Here is a 21,933-nt window from a genome sequence, read left to right on the forward strand (position 1 = left end):
ATGGAAAATATATTAGACCTGTGGAACCAAGCCCTTGCTCAAATCGAAAAAAAGTTGAGCAAACCGAGTTTTGAGACTTGGATGAAGTCAACCAAAGCCCACTCACTGCAAGGCGATACATTAACGATCACGGCTCCCAATGAATTTGCCAGAGACTGGCTGGAGTCCAGATACTTGCATCTGATTGCAGATACTATATATGAATTAACCGGGGAAGAATTGAGCATTAAGTTTGTCATTCCTCAAAATCAAGATGTTGAGGACTTTATGCCGAAACCGCAAGTCAAAAAAGCGGTCAAAGAAGATACATCTGATTTTCCTCAAAATATGCTCAATCCAAAATATACTTTTGATACTTTTGTCATCGGATCTGGAAACCGATTTGCACACGCTGCTTCCCTCGCAGTTGCGGAAGCACCCGCGAAAGCTTACAACCCTTTATTTATCTATGGGGGTGTCGGCTTAGGGAAAACACACTTAATGCATGCGATCGGCCATTATGTAATAGATCATAATCCTTCTGCCAAAGTGGTTTATCTGTCTTCTGAGAAATTTACAAACGAATTCATCAACTCTATCCGAGATAATAAAGCCGTCGACTTCCGCAATCGCTATCGAAATGTTGATGTGCTTTTGATAGATGATATTCAATTTTTAGCGGGGAAAGAACAAACCCAGGAAGAATTTTTCCATACATTTAACACATTGCACGAAGAAAGCAAACAAATCGTCATTTCAAGTGACCGACCGCCAAAGGAAATTCCGACACTTGAGGACAGATTGCGCTCACGTTTTGAATGGGGCCTTATTACAGATATCACACCGCCTGATCTAGAAACGAGAATTGCAATTTTAAGAAAAAAAGCCAAAGCAGAAGGCCTCGATATTCCGAACGAGGTTATGCTTTACATCGCGAATCAAATCGACAGCAATATTCGGGAACTCGAAGGAGCATTAATCAGAGTTGTCGCTTATTCATCTTTAATTAATAAAGATATTAATGCTGATCTGGCCGCTGAGGCGTTGAAAGATATTATTCCTTCCTCAAAACCGAAAGTCATTACGATAAAAGAAATTCAGAGGGTAGTAGGCCAGCAATTTAATATTAAACTCGAGGATTTCAAAGCAAAAAAACGGACAAAGTCAGTAGCTTTTCCGCGTCAAATCGCCATGTACTTATCAAGGGAAATGACTGATTCCTCTCTTCCTAAAATCGGTGAAGAGTTTGGAGGACGTGATCATACGACCGTTATTCATGCGCATGAAAAAATTTCAAAACTGCTGGCAGATGATGAACAGCTTCAGCAGCATGTAAAAGAAATTAAAGAACAGCTTAAATAGCAGGACCGGGGATCAATCGGGGAAAGTGTGAATAACTTTTCGGAAGTCATACACAGTCTGTCCACATGTGGATAGGCTGTGTTTCCTGTCTTTTTCACAACTTATCCACAAATCCACAGGACCTACTATTACTTCTACTATTTTTTTATAAATATATATATTAATACATTATCCGTTAGGAGGATAAAAATGAAATTCACGATTCAAAAAGATCGTCTTGTTGAAAGTGTCCAGGATGTATTAAAAGCAGTTTCATCCAGAACCACGATTCCCATTCTGACTGGTATTAAAATTGTCGCATCAGATGATGGAGTATCCTTTACAGGGAGTGACTCAGATATTTCTATTGAATCCTTCATTCCAAAAGAAGAAGGAGATAAAGAAATCGTCACTATTGAACAGCCCGGAAGCATCGTTTTACAGGCTCGCTTTTTTAGTGAAATTGTAAAAAAATTGCCGATGGCAACTGTAGAAATCGAAGTCCAAAATCAGTATTTGACGATTATCCGTTCTGGTAAAGCTGAATTTAATCTAAACGGACTGGATGCTGATGAGTATCCGCACTTGCCGCAGATTGAAGAGCATCATGCGATTCAGATCCCAACTGATTTGTTAAAAAATCTAATCAGACAAACAGTATTTGCAGTGTCCACCTCAGAAACACGCCCTATCTTGACAGGTGTAAACTGGAAAGTGGAGCAAAGTGAATTATTATGCACTGCGACGGATAGCCACCGTCTTGCATTAAGAAAAGCGAAACTTGATATTCCAGAAGACAGATCTTATAACGTCGTGATTCCGGGAAAAAGTTTAACTGAACTCAGCAAGATTTTAGATGACAACCAGGAACTTGTAGATATCGTCATCACAGAAACCCAAGTTCTGTTTAAAGCGAAAAACGTCTTATTCTTCTCACGGCTTCTGGACGGGAATTATCCAGACACAACCAGCCTGATTCCGCAAGACAGCAAAACAGAAATCATTGTGAACACAAAAGAATTCCTTCAGGCCATTGATCGTGCATCTCTTTTAGCCAGAGAGGGACGCAACAACGTTGTAAAACTGTCTGCAAAACCGGCTGAATCCATTGAAATTTCTTCCAACTCGCCGGAAATCGGTAAAGTTGTGGAAGCAATTGCTGCGGATCAAATTGAAGGTGAGGAATTAAATATCTCTTTTAGTCCAAAATATATGCTGGATGCACTAAAGGTGCTTGAAGGAGCAGAAATACGCGTAAGCTTTACAGGTGCAATGAGACCTTTCTTAATTCGCACGCCGAATGATGAAACGATTGTACAGCTTATCCTCCCTGTCAGAACCTATTAATCCGATACACTGCTGCCGACTCGTCGGCAGCTTTTCTATTCGGTATCTGCTCCGACAAGTTTTCCCTTTCCCTAATTCGTTTTTTTTTAGTACAATTAGATATTAGTGATATTTGAAAGAGGTCGATATAATGGCAAATCCGATTTCAATTGATACAGAGATGATTACACTCGGACAATTCTTAAAATTAGCCGATGTGATTCAGTCTGGCGGTATGGCGAAGTGGTTTTTAAGCGAGCATGAAGTGCTTGTGAACGATGAGCCGGACAACCGCCGGGGCAGAAAGCTGTATGTTGGAGATGTGGTAGAGATTGAAGGATTTGGTTCATTTCAAGTCGTCAATTAAAGCGGGTGACACTGATTGTATATCCAGAACTTAGAACTGACATCTTACCGCAACTACGACCATGCTGAACTTCAATTTGAAAATAAAGTAAATGTGATCATCGGAGAAAACGCTCAGGGGAAGACAAACCTCATGGAGGCGATCTATGTCTTGTCCATGGCGAAATCGCACCGGACATCAAATGACAAAGAACTTATACGGTGGGACAAAGACTATGCTAAAATAGAGGGAAGAGTGATGAAGCAAAACGGGGCGATCCCGATGCAGCTCGTCATCTCCAAAAAGGGTAAAAAGGGCAAGGTCAATCATATTGAACAGCAAAAGCTCAGCCGGTATGTCGGGGCCCTCAACACCATTATGTTCGCGCCGGAAGATTTAAATCTTGTAAAGGGAAGCCCTCAAGTGAGAAGGCGGTTTCTTGACATGGAAATCGGACAGGTTTCTCCCGTCTACCTTCATGATCTTTCTCTTTACCAGAAAATCCTTTCCCAGCGGAATCATTTTTTGAAACAGCTGCAAACAAGAAAACAATCTGACCGGACGATGCTCGATGTTCTGACCGATCAGCTTGTAGAAGTTGCAGCAAAAGTCGTCGTAAAACGCCTGCAGTTTACAGCACAGCTCGAGAAATGGGCGCAGCCCATCCATGCAGGCATCTCAAGAGGGCTTGAAGAACTGACCCTGAAATACCATACAGCTCTTGATGTATCAGATCCCCTAGATTTGTCGAAAATAGGAGATAGCTATCAAGAAGCGTTTTCTAAATTAAGAGAAAAAGAAATTGAGCGTGGTGTGACGCTGTCAGGGCCTCATCGCGATGATGTTCTTTTCTATGTGAACGGACGCGATGTGCAGACGTATGGTTCTCAAGGACAGCAGCGAACGACGGCGTTGTCCCTTAAGCTGGCGGAGATTGACCTGATCCATGAAGAAATCGGAGAATATCCCATTTTACTATTGGATGATGTACTGAGTGAACTGGATGATTATCGCCAGTCACACTTGCTTCATACGATCCAAGGCCGTGTACAAACGTTTGTCACAACGACAAGCGTTGATGGCATTGATCACGAAACCTTACGTCAAGCAGGAATGTTCCGTGTGCAAAATGGTGCGTTAGTGAAGTGAAGAAATGAGGTGAGCAATTGTATATTCATTTAGGTGATGACTTTGTGGTTTCAACACGAGATATTGTCGGCATTTTTGACTTTAAAGCCAACATGTCGCCTATTGTTGAAGAATTTCTGAAAAAACAGAAACACAAGGTGGTGCCTTCCGTAAACGGCACGCCCAAATCTATCGTAGTCACGGTTCAGAATATATATTACTCTCCCTTATCTTCCAGCACATTAAAAAAACGTGCGCAATTTATGTTTGAAATAGATTCTTAGAAATTTTTTATCACGAATATATCGTTTAGAAAAGTGTAGGTGAATGACGTGGCTATGGAACAGCAGCAAAACAGTTATGATGAAAATCAGATACAGGTACTAGAAGGATTGGAAGCTGTTCGTAAAAGACCGGGGATGTATATCGGTTCGACAAACAGCAAAGGCCTTCACCACCTGGTATGGGAAATTGTCGACAATAGTATTGACGAAGCCCTCGCCGGTTATTGCACGGATATCAATATCCAAATCGAAAAAGACAACAGTATCACGGTTGTAGATAATGGCCGCGGTATTCCAGTCGGTATTCATGAAAAAATGGGCCGTCCTGCGGTAGAAGTCATTATGACGGTGCTTCATGCCGGAGGAAAATTTGACGGAAGCGGCTATAAAGTATCCGGAGGATTACACGGTGTAGGTGCGTCGGTCGTAAATGCACTATCAACAGAGCTTGATGTGACGGTTCACCGTGACGGTAAAATTCACCGCCAAACCTATAAACGCGGAGTTCCGGTTACAGACCTTGAAATCATTGGCGAAACGGATCATACAGGAACGACGACACATTTTGTCCCGGACCCTGAAATTTTCTCAGAAACAACCGAGTATGATTACGATCTGCTTGCCAACCGCGTGCGTGAATTGGCCTTTTTAACAAAGGGCGTAAACATCACGATTGAAGATAAACGTGAAGGACAAGAGCGCAAAAATGAATACCATTACGAAGGCGGAATTAAAAGTTATGTAGAGTATTTAAACCGCTCTAAAGAGGTTGTCCATGAAGAGCCGATTTACATTGAAGGCGAAAAGGACGGCATTACGGTTGAAGTGGCTTTACAATACAATGACAGCTACACAAGCAACATTTACTCGTTTACAAACAACATTAACACGTACGAAGGCGGTACCCATGAAGCTGGCTTCAAAACGGGCCTGACTCGTGTTATCAACGATTACGCCAGAAAAAAAGGGCTTATTAAAGAAAATGATCCAAACCTAAGCGGAGATGACGTAAGGGAAGGGCTGACAGCGATTATTTCAATCAAACACCCTGATCCGCAGTTTGAGGGCCAAACGAAAACAAAGCTGGGCAACTCAGAAGCACGGACGATCACCGATACGTTATTTTCTACGGCGATGGAAACATTTATGCTGGAAAATCCAGATGCGGCCAAAAAAATTGTCGATAAAGGCTTAATGGCGGCAAGAGCAAGAATGGCTGCGAAAAAAGCGCGTGAACTAACACGCCGTAAGAGTGCTTTGGAAATTTCAAACTTGCCCGGTAAGTTAGCGGACTGCTCTTCAAAAGATCCGAGCATTTCCGAGTTATATATCGTAGAGGGTGACTCTGCCGGAGGATCTGCTAAACAAGGACGCGACAGACATTTCCAAGCTATTTTGCCGCTTAGAGGTAAAATCCTAAACGTTGAAAAGGCCAGACTGGATAAAATCCTTTCTAACAACGAAGTTCGCTCTATGATCACAGCGCTCGGCACAGGTATTGGGGAAGACTTCAACCTTGAGAAAGCCCGTTACCACAAAGTTGTCATTATGACAGATGCCGATGTTGACGGCGCGCACATCAGAACACTGCTGTTAACGTTCTTTTACAGATATATGCGCCAAATTATCGAAAATGGCTACGTGTACATTGCGCAGCCGCCGCTCTACAAGGTTCAACAGGGGAAACGCGTTGAATATGCGTACAATGACAAGGAGCTTGAAGAGCTGTTAAAAACTCTTCCTCAAACGCCTAAGCCTGGACTGCAGCGTTACAAAGGTCTTGGTGAAATGAATGCCACCCAGCTATGGGAGACAACCATGGATCCTAGCTCCAGAACACTTCTTCAGGTAACTCTTGAAGATGCAATGGATGCGGACGAGACTTTTGAAATGCTTATGGGCGACAAGGTAGAACCGCGCCGAAACTTCATAGAAGCGAATGCGAGATACGTTAAAAATCTTGACATCTAATCATAAAAAGCCTTATTTCCAATAAGAAATAAGGCTTTTTTCTAAACAAGATCAGATGTGGCAATGCTTGCAATACCTTTATATTCTAGCAATTTAATGTGTATAATCATAAGTTTATTGATATAATGGAGAATAGTGAAATCGTATTGAAGGTCATAATGGACAATCTACTCCCACATATTTCATGTGATACTTCAGGGAGGTTTTTTAATGAGTGAACAAAACACACCACAAGTTCGTGAAATAAATATCAGTCAGGAAATGCGTACGTCCTTCTTGGATTATGCAATGAGCGTTATCGTGTCCCGTGCTCTTCCGGATGTTCGAGACGGTTTAAAACCGGTTCATAGACGGATTTTGTATGCAATGAATGATTTAGGCATGACAAGTGACAAGCCTTATAAAAAATCCGCGCGTATCGTTGGAGAAGTTATCGGGAAATACCACCCGCACGGTGATTCAGCGGTATATGAATCCATGGTCAGAATGGCTCAGGATTTCAACTACCGTTATATGCTCGTTGACGGTCACGGAAACTTCGGTTCTGTTGACGGCGACTCAGCGGCGGCCATGCGTTATACAGAAGCAAGAATGTCTAAAATCTCAATGGAGATTCTTCGCGACATCACAAAAGACACAATCGATTACCAGGATAACTATGACGGGTCAGAAAGAGAACCTGTCGTTATGCCTTCAAGGTTCCCGAATCTGCTCGTGAACGGTGCTGCCGGCATTGCGGTAGGTATGGCAACAAACATTCCTCCGCACCAGCTGGGAGAAATCATTGACGGTGTACTTGCTGTCAGTGAGAATCCGGACATTACAATTCCAGAGCTTATGGAAGTCATTCCAGGACCTGATTTCCCGACTGCGGGTCAAATCTTGGGACGCAGCGGTATCCGGAAAGCATACGAATCAGGCCGAGGCTCTATCACGATCCGGGCAAAAGCTGAGATCGAACAAACATCTTCGGGTAAAGAAAGAATTATCGTTACAGAGTTACCTTACCAAGTAAATAAGGCGAAATTAATTGAGAAAATTGCTGATCTCGTAAGGGACAAAAAGATAGAGGGTATCACAGATCTGCGTGATGAGTCAGATCGTACAGGTATGAGAATTGTCATTGAAATCAGACGCGATGCCAATGCGAATGTCATCTTAAACAATCTGTACAAACAAACTGCTCTACAAACATCTTTTGGCATCAACCTGCTTGCACTTGTTGATGGACAGCCGAAAGTTTTAACTCTTAAGCAATGCCTGGAGCATTACCTTGACCATCAAAAAGTTGTCATTAGACGCCGTACTGCTTATGAATTGCGTAAAGCAGAAGCGAGAGCTCATATCTTGGAAGGATTGAGAGTTGCACTGGATCATCTCGATGCAGTTATCTCCCTTATCCGTAATTCTCAAACGGCTGAAATTGCGAGAACAGGTTTAATTGAACAATTCTCACTGACAGAGAAGCAAGCACAAGCGATCCTTGACATGAGGCTCCAGCGTTTAACGGGACTGGAACGTGAAAAGATCGAAGAAGAATACCAATCTCTTGTTAAATTAATTGCAGAGCTAAAAGACATCTTGGCAAATGAATATAAAGTGCTTGAGATCATTCGTGAAGAACTCACGGAAATCAAAGAGCGTTTTAACGATGAAAGACGTACTGAGATCGTCACTTCTGGACTGGAGACAATTGAAGATGAAGATCTCATCGAGAGAGAAAATATCGTAGTCACTCTGACGCACAACGGATACGTCAAACGTCTTCCTGCATCAACTTACCGCAGTCAAAAACGAGGCGGTAAAGGTGTACAAGGTATGGGAACAAACGAAGATGATTTCGTTGAGCATTTGATCTCTACGTCAACTCATGACACGATTCTCTTCTTCTCGAACAAGGGGAAAGTGTATCGTGCAAAAGGGTATGAAATCCCTGAATACGGCAGAACGGCAAAAGGAATCCCGATTATTAACCTGCTGGAGGTAGAAAAGGGTGAGTGGATCAACGCGATTATTCCAGTCACGGAATTCAATGCGGAGCTTTACCTTTTCTTCACTACAAAGCATGGGGTTTCAAAACGAACATCGCTATCTCAATTCGCTAATATCCGAAACAATGGTCTAATTGCTCTGAGTCTTCGTGAAGATGATGAACTGATGGGTGTACGTCTGACTGACGGCACAAAACAAATCATCATTGGAACGAAAAACGGTTTACTGATCCGTTTCCCTGAAACAGATGTCCGGGAGATGGGAAGAACTGCGGCGGGCGTAAAAGGCATCACCCTGACGGATGACGACGTTGTTGTCGGCATGGAGATCTTAGAGGAAGAATCACACGTCCTTATCGTAACTGAAAAAGGGTACGGAAAACGAACTCCGGCTGAAGAGTACAGAACCCAAAGCCGGGGCGGAAAAGGACTCAAAACAGCGAAAATCACCGAGAACAACGGCCAACTAGTAGCAGTGAAAGCTACTAAAGGTGAAGAGGATCTAATGATTATTACAGCTAGCGGCGTACTCATCAGAATGGACATCAATGATATCTCCATCACCGGACGTGTCACTCAAGGTGTGCGTCTCATTAGAATGGCAGAAGAAGAGCATGTTGCTACAGTAGCTTTAGTAGAGAAAAACGAAGAAGATGAGAATGAAGAAGAACAAGAAGAAGTGTGAGAAAAAGCGCAGCTGAAATAGCTGCGCTTTTTTGTGTCATAACCCTTTACAGTCATAAAAATTATGGTATAATCATTTCTGTTGTCTTTTTAAAGACACAAGCATGACCATTATGACTAGTAAAAACTTTTTTAAAAAAGTATTGACCTAGTTAACTAAAAATGTTACTATTAAGTAGTCGCTTCGAGAGAAGCACACAAAGTTCTTTGAAAACTAAACAAGACAAAACGTACCTGTTAATTCATTTTTTATAAATCGCACAGCGATGTGCGTAGTCAGTCAAACTACTTTATCGGAGAGTTTGATCCTGGCTCAGGACGAACGCTGGCGGCGTGCCTAATACATGCAAGTCGAGCGGACAGATGGGAGCTTGCTCCCTGATGTTAGCGGCGGACGGGTGAGTAACACGTGGGTAACCTGCCTGTAAGACTGGGATAACTCCGGGAAACCGGGGCTAATACCGGATGGTTGTTTGAACCGCATGGTTCAAACATAAAAGGTGGCTTCGGCTACCACTTACAGATGGACCCGCGGCGCATTAGCTAGTTGGTGAGGTAATGGCTCACCAAGGCAACGATGCGTAGCCGACCTGAGAGGGTGATCGGCCACACTGGGACTGAGACACGGCCCAGACTCCTACGGGAGGCAGCAGTAGGGAATCTTCCGCAATGGACGAAAGTCTGACGGAGCAACGCCGCGTGAGTGATGAAGGTTTTCGGATCGTAAAGCTCTGTTGTTAGGGAAGAACAAGTACCGTTCGAATAGGGCGGTACCTTGACGGTACCTAACCAGAAAGCCACGGCTAACTACGTGCCAGCAGCCGCGGTAATACGTAGGTGGCAAGCGTTGTCCGGAATTATTGGGCGTAAAGGGCTCGCAGGCGGTTTCTTAAGTCTGATGTGAAAGCCCCCGGCTCAACCGGGGAGGGTCATTGGAAACTGGGGAACTTGAGTGCAGAAGAGGAGAGTGGAATTCCACGTGTAGCGGTGAAATGCGTAGAGATGTGGAGGAACACCAGTGGCGAAGGCGACTCTCTGGTCTGTAACTGACGCTGAGGAGCGAAAGCGTGGGGAGCGAACAGGATTAGATACCCTGGTAGTCCACGCCGTAAACGATGAGTGCTAAGTGTTAGGGGGTTTCCGCCCCTTAGTGCTGCAGCTAACGCATTAAGCACTCCGCCTGGGGAGTACGGTCGCAAGACTGAAACTCAAAGGAATTGACGGGGGCCCGCACAAGCGGTGGAGCATGTGGTTTAATTCGAAGCAACGCGAAGAACCTTACCAGGTCTTGACATCCTCTGACAATCCTAGAGATAGGACGTCCCCTTCGGGGGCAGAGTGACAGGTGGTGCATGGTTGTCGTCAGCTCGTGTCGTGAGATGTTGGGTTAAGTCCCGCAACGAGCGCAACCCTTGATCTTAGTTGCCAGCATTCAGTTGGGCACTCTAAGGTGACTGCCGGTGACAAACCGGAGGAAGGTGGGGATGACGTCAAATCATCATGCCCCTTATGACCTGGGCTACACACGTGCTACAATGGACAGAACAAAGGGCAGCGAAACCGCGAGGTTAAGCCAATCCCACAAATCTGTTCTCAGTTCGGATCGCAGTCTGCAACTCGACTGCGTGAAGCTGGAATCGCTAGTAATCGCGGATCAGCATGCCGCGGTGAATACGTTCCCGGGCCTTGTACACACCGCCCGTCACACCACGAGAGTTTGTAACACCCGAAGTCGGTGAGGTAACCTTTTAGGAGCCAGCCGCCGAAGGTGGGACAGATGATTGGGGTGAAGTCGTAACAAGGTAGCCGTATCGGAAGGTGCGGCTGGATCACCTCCTTTCTAAGGATATTATACGGAATATAAGACCTTGGGTCTTATAAACAGAACGTTCCCTGTCTTGTTTAGTTTTGAAGGAACTTTGTTCCTTAAATAAGTTAAGATGGGCCTGTAGCTCAGCTGGTTAGAGCGCACGCCTGATAAGCGTGAGGTCGGTGGTTCGAGTCCACTCAGGCCCACCATCTTATATAACGGGGCCTTAGCTCAGCTGGGAGAGCGCCTGCTTTGCACGCAGGAGGTCAGCGGTTCGATCCCGCTAGGCTCCACCAACGTGTTCTTTGAAAACTAGATAACAGTAGACATCACATTCAATTAGTAATACAAGATATCACATAGTGATTCTTTTTAACGGTTAAGTTAGAAAGGGCGCACGGTGGATGCCTTGGCACTAGGAGCCGATGAAGGACGGGACGAACACCGATATGCTTCGGGGAGCTGTAAGCAAGCTTTGATCCGGAGATTTCCGAATGGGGAAACCCACCACTCGTAATGGAGTGGTATCCATATCTGAATTCATAGGATATGAGAAGGCAGACCCGGGGAACTGAAACATCTAAGTACCCGGAGGAAGAGAAAGCAAATGCGATTCCCTGAGTAGCGGCGAGCGAAACGGGATCAGCCCAAACCAAGAGGCTTGCCTCTTGGGGTTGTAGGACACTCTGTACGGAGTTACAAAAGAACGAGGTAGATGAAGAGGTCTGGAAAGGCCCGCCATAGGAGGTAACAGCCCTGTAGTCAAAACTTCGTTCTCTCCTGAGTGGATCCTGAGTACGGCGGAACACGTGAAATTCCGTCGGAATCCGGGAGGACCATCTCCCAAGGCTAAATACTCCCTAGTGACCGATAGTGAACCAGTACCGTGAGGGAAAGGTGAAAAGCACCCCGGAAGGGGAGTGAAAGAGATCCTGAAACCGTGTGCCTACAAGTAGTCAGAGCCCGTTAACGGGTGATGGCGTGCCTTTTGTAGAATGAACCGGCGAGTTACGATCCCGTGCAAGGTTAAGCAGAAGATGCGGAGCCGCAGCGAAAGCGAGTCTGAATAGGGCGCATGAGTACGTGGTCGTAGACCCGAAACCAGGTGATCTACCCATGTCCAGGGTGAAGTTCAGGTAACACTGAATGGAGGCCCGAACCCACGCACGTTGAAAAGTGCGGGGATGAGGTGTGGGTAGGGGTGAAATGCCAATCGAACCTGGAGATAGCTGGTTCTCTCCGAAATAGCTTTAGGGCTAGCCTCAAGGTAAGAGTCTTGGAGGTAGAGCACTGATTGGACTAGGGGCCCCTACCGGGTTACCGAATTCAGTCAAACTCCGAATGCCAATGACTTATCCTTGGGAGTCAGACTGCGAGTGATAAGATCCGTAGTCGAAAGGGAAACAGCCCAGACCGCCAGCTAAGGTCCCAAAGTATACGTTAAGTGGAAAAGGATGTGGAGTTGCTTAGACAACCAGGATGTTGGCTTAGAAGCAGCCACCATTTAAAGAGTGCGTAATAGCTCACTGGTCGAGTGACTCTGCGCCGAAAATGTACCGGGGCTAAACGTATCACCGAAGCTGCGGACTGTTCTTCGAACAGTGGTAGGAGAGCGTTCTAAGGGCTGTGAAGCCAGACCGGAAGGACTGGTGGAGCGCTTAGAAGTGAGAATGCCGGTATGAGTAGCGAAAGAGGGGTGAGAATCCCCTCCACCGAATGCCTAAGGTTTCCTGAGGAAGGCTCGTCCGCTCAGGGTTAGTCGGGACCTAAGCCGAGGCCGAAAGGCGTAGGCGATGGACAACAGGTTGATATTCCTGTACCACCTCCTCACCATTTGAGCAATGGGGGGACGCAGGAGGATAGGGTAAGCGCGGTATTGGATATCCGCGTCCAAGCAGTTAGGCTGGGAAATAGGCAAATCCGTTTCCCATAAGGCTGAGCTGTGATGGCGAGCGAAATATAGTAGCGAAGTTCCTGATTCCACACTGCCAAGAAAAGCCTCTAGCGAGGTGAGAGGTGCCCGTACCGCAAACCGACACAGGTAGGCGAGGAGAGAATCCTAAGGTGATCGAGAGAACTCTCGTTAAGGAACTCGGCAAAATGACCCCGTAACTTCGGGAGAAGGGGTGCTCTGTTAGGGTGCAAGCCCGAGAGAGCCGCAGTGAATAGGCCCAGGCGACTGTTTAGCAAAAACACAGGTCTCTGCGAAGCCGTAAGGCGAAGTATAGGGGCTGACGCCTGCCCGGTGCTGGAAGGTTAAGAGGAGCGCTTAGCGTAAGCGAAGGTGCGAATTGAAGCCCCAGTAAACGGCGGCCGTAACTATAACGGTCCTAAGGTAGCGAAATTCCTTGTCGGGTAAGTTCCGACCCGCACGAAAGGCGCAACGATCTGGGCACTGTCTCAACGAGAGACTCGGTGAAATTATAGTACCTGTGAAGATGCAGGTTACCCGCGACAGGACGGAAAGACCCCGTGGAGCTTTACTGCAGCCTGATATTGAATGTTGGTACAGCTTGTACAGGATAGGTAGGAGCCTTGGAAACCGGAGCGCCAGCTTCGGTGGAGGCATCGGTGGGATACTACCCTGGCTGTATTGACCTTCTAACCCGCCGCCCTTATCGGGCGGGGAGACAGTGTCAGGTGGGCAGTTTGACTGGGGCGGTCGCCTCCTAAAAGGTAACGGAGGCGCCCAAAGGTTCCCTCAGAATGGTTGGAAATCATTCGCAGAGTGTAAAGGCACAAGGGAGCTTGACTGCGAGACCTACAAGTCGAGCAGGGACGAAAGTCGGGCTTAGTGATCCGGTGGTTCCGCATGGAAGGGCCATCGCTCAACGGATAAAAGCTACCCCGGGGATAACAGGCTTATCTCCCCCAAGAGTCCACATCGACGGGGAGGTTTGGCACCTCGATGTCGGCTCATCGCATCCTGGGGCTGTAGTCGGTCCCAAGGGTTGGGCTGTTCGCCCATTAAAGCGGTACGCGAGCTGGGTTCAGAACGTCGTGAGACAGTTCGGTCCCTATCCGTCGCGGGCGCAGGAAATTTGAGAGGAGCTGTCCTTAGTACGAGAGGACCGGGATGGACGCACCGCTGGTGTACCAGTTGTTCTGCCAAGGGCATCGCTGGGTAGCTATGTGCGGACGGGATAAGTGCTGAAAGCATCTAAGCATGAAGCCCCCCTCAAGATGAGATTTCCCATTCCGCAAGGAAGTAAGATCCCTGAAAGATGATCAGGTTGATAGGTCTGAGGTGGAAGTGTGGCGACACATGGAGCTGACAGATACTAATCGATCGAGGACTTAACCACATTTTGAATGATGTCACACCTGTTATCTAGTTTTGAGAGAACACTCTCAATTTGTTTGGTGGCGATAGCGAAGAGGTCACACCCGTTCCCATACCGAACACGGAAGTTAAGCTCTTCAGCGCCGATGGTAGTCGGGGGTTTCCCCCTGTGAGAGTAGGACGCCGCCAAGCAAGCTTAAACCCAGCTCATTGAGCTGGGTTTTTTGTTTGTTAAAAATGAAGAAGAAACTGTGAAGCGTATTTAGGGAATTTCTTTTCTGATACTAATAAAAACTGCTGGATTAACACGTAGTCGTCACTTATATGCTGTGTCAATAACTCATACCACCATTCTGTTTCATACCTTGCAATCATCCCAACGTTGTACAAAATCAAATAATGAATTGTCATTTCGGGAAGCCGCAGAAATTGCTCCCTTTGAGAAGGGATATAATATTGGTTCTTTTCCATGTCAAACAATAAGCTGGTCGATGTCCATGGCTCCTTGTCTTGTGGTGAAATTTCGAACAGCAGCCCGTGTTCATTTTTTTTTGTAAAAGACCATTGATAATGATGGGACATGTATTCAGCAAACCTTGAATCAGACATTTTGTAATTGATTACTACTTCCTCCGGTACAAAAATTTCGTTCTTATCCTTCTCAACTTTTGTCATAAATCGTTCTTTCTGCTGAAAGTAGAAAATATCGCTAAGTTCTGGAATGGCCATTAATAATTTTTTCATGGTATACCGTTCATCTACTATATCCGATTGTCCGAATAAATGTTTCATAAAATGTACGCATAGGCCATTCCGTTGTATTTTCACTTCATCATCGCTAAAACAATAGTTTTGTTTCTTTCGTTTTCTTGTTGTTACACCATGTGCCAGTACTGATGTATGGCTTGGATAATGAGGATCACGTGTAATTAAGCATGCTTTGATAAGCTGTGCCATTCCATAAAATAAAAGAATCGGTTTGATTTCTAAGGGAGAATATGCGGCTTGTTTATAAAACGATTCGGCATGCTTTAAGAAATAAATAAACCGTTCACTGTTTTTAAAAGAGTTTTTTTTCGCATCGTCAATACCGTTTAAGGTATAAACCTTTTCTAGAAATTTCTGGGTTGATTCGACGGAGTAAAATAGCGCTAAGTCTTTCCACTCATGATATGCCATGTATATTTCTTAATCCTTTCCGTTATCTAAATATTTCAACTCTTTCCCGCTTCCTTGACATGCTCTTGGCTAGTTGATAATCTACATATAATATTTTGCCGAAAAGAGGGGGATTTACTAATGTGGGAAAGTAAATTTTCAAAAGAAGGCTTAACGTTCGACGATGTGCTGCTTGTGCCAGCAAAGTCTGAGGTACTTCCGCGTGATGTGGATTTATCTGTAGAACTTACAAAAACGTTAAAGCTAAATATTCCTGTCATCAGCGCAGGTATGGACACAGTAACAGAATCAGCAATGGCAATTGCAATGGCAAGACAGGGCGGCTTGGGCATCATTCACAAAAATATGTCCATTGAACAGCAGGCTGAACAAGTTGATAAAGTAAAGCGTTCTGAGCGCGGCGTTATCACAAATCCCTTCTTTTTAACTCCTGATCACCAAGTATTTGATGCGGAGCATTTGATGGGGAAATACAGAATTTCCGGTGTTCCGATTGTAAATAACGAAGAAGACCAGAAGCTTGTTGGAATTATTACAAACCGTGACCTTCGTTTTATTTCTGACTACTCAATGAAAATCAGCGATGTCATGACGAAAGAAGAGCTAGTTACTGCATCTGTAGGAACTACTCTGGATGAAGCTGAAAAGATTTTGCAGAAACATAAAATTGAAAAGCTTCCTCTCGTAGATGACCAGAATAAATTAAAAGGTCTTATCACAATTAAAGACATTGAAAAAGTCATTGAGTTTCCGAACTCATCTAAAGACATTCACGGCCGCCTGATCGTTGGCGCGGCAGTTGGTGTAACTGGCGATACAATGACTCGCGTCAAAAAGCTTGTTGAAGCCAACGTTGATGTGATTGTTATCGATACAGCTCACGGACACTCTCAAGGCGTTTTAAACACAGTCACAAAAATCCGTGAAACGTATCCAGAATTAAACATTATTGCTGGGAACGTAGCAACAGCTGAAGCGACAAGAGCGCTTATCGAAGCTGGAGCAGACGTTGTCAAAGTTGGAATAGGACCTGGTTCAATTTGTACTACACGTGTTGTAGCCGGCGTCGGTGTTCCGCAAATTACAGCAATTTATGATTGTGCGACTGAAGCAAGAAAATACGGCAAAACAATCATAGCCGACGGTGGGATTAAATTCTCTGGCGATATCACTAAAGCATTGGCAGCCGGCGGACATGCTGTTATGCTCGGAAGCTTGCTTGCAGGCACATCAGAAAGCCCTGGTGAAACTGAAATCTACCAAGGCAGAAGATTTAAGGTATACCGCGGCATGGGATCAGTTGCTGCAATGGAAAAAGGAAGTAAAGACCGTTACTTCCAAGAAGAAAACAAAAAATTTGTTCCAGAAGGAATTGAAGGGCGCACACCTTACAAAGGACCAGTTGAAGAAACCGTTTATCAGCTAGTCGGAGGCCTTCGTTCTGGTATGGGGTATTGCGGGTCCAAAGATCTGCGTGCGCTAAGAGAAGAAGCTCAGTTCATTCGCATGACTGGCGCAGGACTTCGCGAAAGCCATCCGCATGACGTACAGATTACAAAAGAATCACCTAACTATACAATTTCATAATAAATTGTTACAAATTAAAAACATTTGACAGGGTCTCTGACTCTGTCTATTTTTTTTATACTGATTATGATAAAATTTATACTGTTGTGCATTGAAAATGTCCTTAACGGCTTAATTATAGATGAAGAAAATGAAATACGGAGGTCGTACGATTGAACATCAAGAAATGTAAACAGCTACTGATGTCATTGGTTGTGTTAACTCTAGCTGTCACGTGTCTGGCTCCAATGTCAAAAGCAAAAGCAGCCAGCGATCCAATTGATATCAATGCATCTGCTGCTATTATGATCGAAGCTTCTTCAGGTAAAATTCTTTACAGTAAAAATGCAGATAAGAGACTGCCAATTGCGAGTATGACAAAAATGATGACAGAGTATCTGTTATTGGAAGCAATTGATCAAGGTAAAGTGAAATGGGACCAAACCTATACGCCTGATGACTATGTGTATGAAATTTCCCAAGATAACAGCTTATCAAACGTTCCTCTTCGGAAAGACGGGAAATACACAGTAAAAGAATTATATCAAGCTACAGCAATTTATTCTGCAAATGCTGCTGCTATTGCGATTGCAGAAATCGTTGCCGGTTCTGAAACTAAGTTTGTTGAAAAAATGAATGCAAAAGCAAAAGAACTAGGCTTAACAGATTACAAATTTGTTAACGCAACAGGTCTTGAAAACAAAGATCTTCACGGCCATCAGCCTGAGGGGACAAGCGTAAATGAAGAAAGTGAAGTTTCTGCAAAGGATATGGCAATTCTTGCGGATCACTTGATTACTGACTACCCTGAGATACTGGAGACTTCCAGTATCGCCAAAACGAAATTCCGAGAAGGTACCGATGATGAAATGGACATGCCGAACTGGAATTTTATGCTGAAGGGGCTTGTCAGCGAGTATAAAAAAGCGACTGTAGACGGACTGAAAACAGGTTCTACTGACTCTGCGGGTTCATGCTTTACAGGAACAGCTGAACGCAACGGTATGCGTGTCATCACTGTTGTTTTAAACGCAAAGGGCAACCTTCATACAGGCCGTTTCGATGAAACGAAAAAAATGTTTGATTATGCTTTCGACAATTTCTCCATGAAAGAAATTTATGCTGAAGGCGATCAAGTAAAAGGCCATAAAACAATTTCAGTTGATAAGGGTAAAGAGAAAGAAGTAGGCATTGTGACAAACAAGGCGTTCTCTCTTCCTGTCAAAAATGGTGAAGAAAAGAATTACAAAGCGAAGGTCACACTGAATAAAGACAACTTAACTGCTCCTGTGAAAAAAGGAACCAAGGTTGGGAAGCTGACTGCGGAATACACAGGTGATGAAAAGGATTACGGATTCCTTAACAGCGATCTGGCTGGCGTAGACCTTGTTACAAAAGAAAATGTAGAAAAAGCAAACTGGTTTGTTTTGACAATGCGCAGTATCGGCGGATTTTTTGCCGGAATTTGGGGAAGCATTGTTGATACGGTAACCGGCTGGTTTTAATCAATTGAAAGAGCTCTGATGGATGTTAGGGCTCTTTCGCGTAATATACTGAAAAAACTCAATTTTTAATAAAAAATGATTTTCAAAGCGCTAAAAACCGAATAAAATAGTATATATCCATATGAATTATTGGATTTCTAGGATACAATAAGGATTAGAAATCATATAACTATACCTTGATTAGGGGGACCAAGAAATGGCTCAAACAGGTACTGAACGTGTAAAACGCGGAATGGCAGAAATGCAAAAAGGCGGCGTCATCATGGACGTCATCAATGCGGAACAAGCGAAAATCGCTGAAGAAGCTGGAGCTGTCGCTGTAATGGCGCTAGAACGTGTGCCAGCAGATATTCGCGCGGCTGGAGGAGTTGCCCGTATGGCTGACCCTACAATCGTGGAAGAAGTAATGAATGCAGTATCTATCCCGGTAATGGCAAAAGCGCGTATCGGACATATTGTTGAAGCGCGTGTGCTTGAAGCTATGGGTGTTGACTATATTGATGAAAGTGAAGTTCTGACGCCGGCTGACGAAGAATTTCATTTAAATAAAAATGAATACACAGTTCCTTTTGTCTGTGGCTGCCGTGATCTTGGTGAAGCAACACGCCGTATTGCGGAAGGTGCTTCTATGCTTCGCACAAAAGGTGAGCCTGGAACAGGTAATATTGTTGAGGCTGTTCGCCATATGCGCAAAGTTAACGCTCAAGTGCGCAAAGTAGTTGCGATGAGTGAGGATGAACTAATGACAGAAGCGAAAAATCTAGGTGCTCCTTACGAGCTTCTTCTTCAAATTAAAAAAGACGGCAAGCTTCCTGTCGTTAACTTTGCCGCTGGCGGCGTAGCAACTCCAGCTGATGCTGCTCTCATGATGCAGCTCGGTGCTGACGGAGTATTTGTTGGTTCTGGTATTTTCAAATCAGACAACCCTGCTAAATTTGCGAAAGCAATTGTGGAAGCAACAACTCACTTTACTGATTACAAATTGATCGCTGAGCTGTCAAAAGAGCTTGGTACTGCAATGAAAGGGATTGAAATCTCAAACTTACTTCCAGAACAGCGTATGCAAGAACGCGGCTGGTAAGAACATAGGAGCGCTGCTGACATGTTAACAATAGGTGTACTAGGACTTCAAGGAGCAGTTAGAGAGCACATCCATGCGATTGAAGCATGCGGCGCGGCTGGTCTTGTCGTAAAACGTCCGGAGCAGCTGAACGAAGTTGACGGGTTGATTTTGCCGGGCGGTGAGAGCACGACGATGCGCCGTTTGATCGATACGTATCAATTCATGGAGCCGCTTCGTGAATTCGCTGCTCAGGGCAAACCGATGTTTGGAACATGTGCCGGATTAATTATATTAGCAAAAGAAATTGCCGGTTCAGATAATCCTCATTTAGGTCTTCTGAATGTGGTTGTAGAACGTAATTCATTTGGCCGGCAGGTTGACAGCTTTGAAGCTGATTTAACAATTAAAGGCTTGGACGAGCCTTTTACAGGGGTATTCATCCGTGCTCCGCATATTTTAGAAGCTGGTGAAAATGTTGAAGTTCTATCGGAGCATAATGGTCGTATTGTAGCCGCGAAACAGGGGCAATTCCTTGGCTGCTCATTCCATCCGGAGCTGACAGAAGATCACCGAGTGACACAGCTGTTTGTTGAAATGGTTGAGGAATACAAGCAGAAGGCACTTGTATAAAACAGTTGAAAGCTGTGGAAACTTATAGTACATTATAAGCACAAATAAAGATCGAAAAGCGTTGATAGGAACTAGTAGGGAGCCTCTCTTTCTAAGAGAGCCGATGGTTGGTGCGAATCGGTGAAAGATGCTGTCTGAATCCATCCTTGAGCGAAATGCTGAAACAAGTAGGCATTTACGGGATAACCGTTATGTTTGAAAGTGGAAAACGAGTCTTTGATTTGTTTTCAATCAGGGTGGCAACGCGAGAGCTCTCGTCCCTTTATGGGGATGAGGGCTCTTTTTATTTTCGACAAATCAATAAAAAAAGGAGTGTTTCGCATGCTTGATACGAAAATGCTGAGAGCAAATTTTCAAGAAATTAAAGCAAAGCTTGTACACAAAGGCGAAGACTTAACTGATTTTGATAAGTTTGAGGCGCTGGATGATAGACGAAGAGAGCTTATCGGCAAGGTTGAAGAGTTAAAAGGAAAACGAAATGAAGTTTCTCAGCAGGTTGCTGTGCTGAAGCGTGAGAAAAAAGACGCGGATCACATTATTAAAGAAATGCGTGAAGTCGGCGAGGAAATTAAAAAGCTTGATGAAGAATTACGGACAGTGGAAGCTGAGCTTGATACAATCCTTCTCTCAATCCCAAATATTCCGCATGAGTCTGTACCTGTCGGTGAAACAGAAGACGACAACGTAGAAGTGCGTAAATGGGGTGAAAAGCCTTCATTTGCTTATGAGCCGAAGCCGCACTGGGATATTGCGGATGAGCTGGGTATTCTGGATTTTGAACGTGCCGCCAAAGTAACAGGAAGCCGTTTCGTGTTCTATAAAGGCTTAGGTGCTCGTCTGGAGCGTGCGCTTTATAACTTTATGCTTGATCTGCATGTTGATGAGTATAACTACACTGAAGTGATCCCGCCATATATGGTAAACCGCGCAAGCATGACGGGAACGGGGCAGCTTCCTAAATTTGAAGAGGATGCATTTAAAATCAGGGAAGAAGATTATTTCTTAATTCCAACGGCGGAAGTGCCGATTACAAACATGCATCGCGATGAAATCCTTTCAGGTGACAGCCTGCCGATCAACTATGCGGCATTCAGTGCTTGCTTCCGTTCTGAAGCTGGTTCAGCAGGACGTGACACACGCGGATTAATTCGTCAGCACCAATTTAATAAAGTTGAGCTTGTAAAGTTTGTGAAGCCTGAAGATTCTTATGAAGAATTAGAGAAGCTTACAAACCAAGCAGAACGGGTTCTTCAGCTGCTTGAGCTTCCATACCGTGTCATGAGCATGTGTACGGGTGACTTAGGCTTTACGGCTGCGAAAAAATACGATATCGAAGTTTGGATACCGAGCCAAGACACATATCGAGAAATTTCTTCTTGCAGCAACTTTGAAGCGTTCCAGGCGAGACGTGCGAATATTCGTTTCAGACGTGAAGCGAAAGGCAAGCCTGAGCACGTACACACACTGAACGGTTCAGGACTGGCGGTTGGAAGAACAGTTGCCGCTATATTAGAAAATTATCAGCAGGAAGACGGAAGCGTTGTGATTCCGAAAGTGCTTCGTCCTTATATGGGGAATAGAGAAGTAATGAAACCGTAAATTATGGAAAGGCGGCCTGACAAGGTGCGCCTTTTTGCTTATGTAAACACGGCATTTTCATAAAAACAAAAAAAGTTTTTAAAAATGCTTGACCACACGAGAACATACGTGATATAGTAAGTCTTGTCGATACGGAGGAATACCCAAGTCCGGCTGAAGGGATCGGTCTTGAAAACCGACAGGGGTGTCAAAGCCCGCGGGGGTTCGAATCCCTCTTCCTCCGCCATATTGATTTTAATTCTAATGAA

At 44.7% G+C, this 21,933-nt stretch carries 13 protein-coding genes, 3 tRNA genes, 3 rRNA genes and 1 other annotated feature; of the genes, 18 read left to right on the top strand and 1 reads right to left on the bottom strand.

All coding sequences use genetic code 11. The features are described 5' to 3' along the window. The 12 genes from dnaA to rrf all read left to right on the top strand — a co-directional run bounded on the left by dnaA (position 1) and on the right by rrf (position 14,335). On the top strand, positions 1-1,341 hold the full coding sequence (gene dnaA / locus MHH79_RS00005; protein ID WP_003242674.1) for a chromosomal replication initiator protein DnaA: 1,341 nt from the start codon (positions 1-3) through the stop codon (positions 1,339-1,341). A 189-nt stretch (positions 1,342-1,530) separates the two neighbouring features. Further along, on the top strand, positions 1,531-2,667 hold the full coding sequence (gene dnaN, locus MHH79_RS00010) for a DNA polymerase III subunit beta (protein ID WP_003226811.1): 1,137 nt from the start codon (positions 1,531-1,533) through the stop codon (positions 2,665-2,667). Between the two features lie 130 nt (positions 2,668-2,797). Next, on the top strand, positions 2,798-3,013 hold the full coding sequence (rlbA, locus tag MHH79_RS00015; protein ID WP_003226810.1) for a ribosome maturation protein RlbA: 216 nt from the start codon (positions 2,798-2,800) through the stop codon (positions 3,011-3,013). A gap of 15 nt (positions 3,014-3,028) precedes the next feature. Further along, the gene (gene recF / locus MHH79_RS00020; protein ID WP_309529932.1) at positions 3,029-4,141 is read left to right on the top strand and encodes a DNA replication/repair protein RecF; all 1,113 of its coding nucleotides are present in this window, start codon (positions 3,029-3,031) and stop codon (positions 4,139-4,141) included. Between the two features lie 17 nt (positions 4,142-4,158). After that, positions 4,159-4,404, top strand: coding sequence for an extracellular matrix regulator RemB (remB, locus tag MHH79_RS00025; protein WP_003219266.1), 246 nt, complete (start codon positions 4,159-4,161; stop codon positions 4,402-4,404). A 54-nt stretch (positions 4,405-4,458) separates the two neighbouring features. After that, the gene (gene gyrB, locus MHH79_RS00030) at positions 4,459-6,375 is read left to right on the top strand and encodes a DNA topoisomerase (ATP-hydrolyzing) subunit B (protein ID WP_003226808.1); all 1,917 of its coding nucleotides are present in this window, start codon (positions 4,459-4,461) and stop codon (positions 6,373-6,375) included. 210 nt (positions 6,376-6,585) lie between these two features. Next, positions 6,586-9,051 carry a DNA topoisomerase (ATP-hydrolyzing) subunit A gene (gyrA, locus tag MHH79_RS00035; protein WP_003244540.1) on the top strand — a complete coding sequence of 822 codons (2,466 nt, stop codon included), beginning with the start codon at positions 6,586-6,588 and terminating at the stop codon, positions 9,049-9,051. A 289-nt stretch (positions 9,052-9,340) separates the two neighbouring features. Next, positions 9,341-10,890 (top strand): 16S ribosomal RNA (locus MHH79_RS00040). Between the two features lie 102 nt (positions 10,891-10,992). Further along, a tRNA-Ile gene (locus MHH79_RS00045) sits at positions 10,993-11,069 on the top strand. Between the two features lie 11 nt (positions 11,070-11,080). Then, positions 11,081-11,156 (top strand) — tRNA-Ala (locus MHH79_RS00050). 81 nt (positions 11,157-11,237) lie between these two features. After that, positions 11,238-14,165: ribosomal RNA gene (locus MHH79_RS00055) — 23S ribosomal RNA — on the top strand. Positions 14,166-14,219: 54 nt separating this feature from the next. Beyond that, positions 14,220-14,335: ribosomal RNA gene (gene rrf / locus MHH79_RS00060) — 5S ribosomal RNA — on the top strand. Together the 16S, 23S and 5S rRNA genes with 2 tRNA genes alongside form the textbook arrangement of a ribosomal RNA operon. 39 nt (positions 14,336-14,374) lie before the next feature. Here rrf and MHH79_RS00065 read toward each other — a convergent pair. Further along, on the bottom strand, positions 14,375-15,322 hold the full coding sequence (locus MHH79_RS00065; protein ID WP_063336310.1) for a YaaC family protein: 948 nt from the start codon (positions 15,320-15,322) through the stop codon (positions 14,375-14,377). Between the two features lie 120 nt (positions 15,323-15,442). Here MHH79_RS00065 and guaB point away from each other — a divergent pair, with 120 nt between their 5' ends. The 6 genes from guaB to MHH79_RS00095 all read left to right on the top strand — a co-directional run bounded on the left by guaB (position 15,443) and on the right by MHH79_RS00095 (position 21,911). Continuing rightward, positions 15,443-16,909, top strand: coding sequence for an IMP dehydrogenase (gene guaB, locus MHH79_RS00070; RefSeq protein ID WP_063336309.1), 1,467 nt, complete (start codon positions 15,443-15,445; stop codon positions 16,907-16,909). Between the two features lie 152 nt (positions 16,910-17,061). Further along, positions 17,062-18,393 carry a D-alanyl-D-alanine carboxypeptidase gene (dacA, locus tag MHH79_RS00075; protein ID WP_015482683.1) on the top strand — a complete coding sequence of 444 codons (1,332 nt, stop codon included), beginning with the start codon at positions 17,062-17,064 and terminating at the stop codon, positions 18,391-18,393. A gap of 196 nt (positions 18,394-18,589) precedes the next feature. Continuing rightward, a complete protein-coding gene (gene pdxS / locus MHH79_RS00080) occupies positions 18,590-19,474 on the top strand; it encodes a pyridoxal 5'-phosphate synthase lyase subunit PdxS (RefSeq protein ID WP_003247145.1) in 885 nt (294 codons plus the stop codon). A 21-nt stretch (positions 19,475-19,495) separates the two neighbouring features. Beyond that, positions 19,496-20,086: a pyridoxal 5'-phosphate synthase glutaminase subunit PdxT gene (gene pdxT, locus MHH79_RS00085; protein WP_003226797.1), complete on the top strand. Its 591-nt coding sequence runs from the start codon at positions 19,496-19,498 to the stop codon at positions 20,084-20,086. A gap of 52 nt (positions 20,087-20,138) precedes the next feature. Then, positions 20,139-20,351 (top strand) — a binding site (T-box leader). Positions 20,352-20,407: 56 nt separating this feature from the next. Next, complete coding sequence (serS, locus tag MHH79_RS00090; protein ID WP_003247131.1) at positions 20,408-21,685, top strand: serine--tRNA ligase; 1,278 nt, start codon at positions 20,408-20,410, stop codon at positions 21,683-21,685. Between the two features lie 133 nt (positions 21,686-21,818). Further along, a tRNA-Ser gene (locus MHH79_RS00095) sits at positions 21,819-21,911 on the top strand. Positions 21,912-21,933 lie beyond the last annotated feature (22 nt).

Origin of the sequence: Bacillus sp. FSL K6-0993, from assembly GCF_037977205.1 — a bacterium.
In the GTDB taxonomy this organism is placed as follows: domain Bacteria; phylum Bacillota; class Bacilli; order Bacillales; family Bacillaceae; genus Bacillus; species Bacillus subtilis.

Coding starts and splice junctions, on each gene's coding strand:
- dnaA (WP_003242674.1), top strand. CDS start 1: ATGGAAAATATATTAGACCTGTGGAACCAAGCCCTTGCTCAAATCGAA.
- dnaN (WP_003226811.1), top strand. CDS start 1,531: ATGAAATTCACGATTCAAAAAGATCGTCTTGTTGAAAGTGTCCAGGAT.
- rlbA (WP_003226810.1), top strand. CDS start 2,798: ATGGCAAATCCGATTTCAATTGATACAGAGATGATTACACTCGGACAA.
- gyrB (WP_003226808.1), top strand. CDS start 4,459: ATGGAACAGCAGCAAAACAGTTATGATGAAAATCAGATACAGGTACTA.
- gyrA (WP_003244540.1), top strand. CDS start 6,586: ATGAGTGAACAAAACACACCACAAGTTCGTGAAATAAATATCAGTCAG.
- MHH79_RS00065 (WP_063336310.1), bottom strand. CDS start 15,322: ATGGCATATCATGAGTGGAAAGACTTAGCGCTATTTTACTCCGTCGAA.
- guaB (WP_063336309.1), top strand. CDS start 15,443: ATGTGGGAAAGTAAATTTTCAAAAGAAGGCTTAACGTTCGACGATGTG.
- pdxS (WP_003247145.1), top strand. CDS start 18,590: ATGGCTCAAACAGGTACTGAACGTGTAAAACGCGGAATGGCAGAAATG.
- pdxT (WP_003226797.1), top strand. CDS start 19,496: ATGTTAACAATAGGTGTACTAGGACTTCAAGGAGCAGTTAGAGAGCAC.
- serS (WP_003247131.1), top strand. CDS start 20,408: ATGCTTGATACGAAAATGCTGAGAGCAAATTTTCAAGAAATTAAAGCA.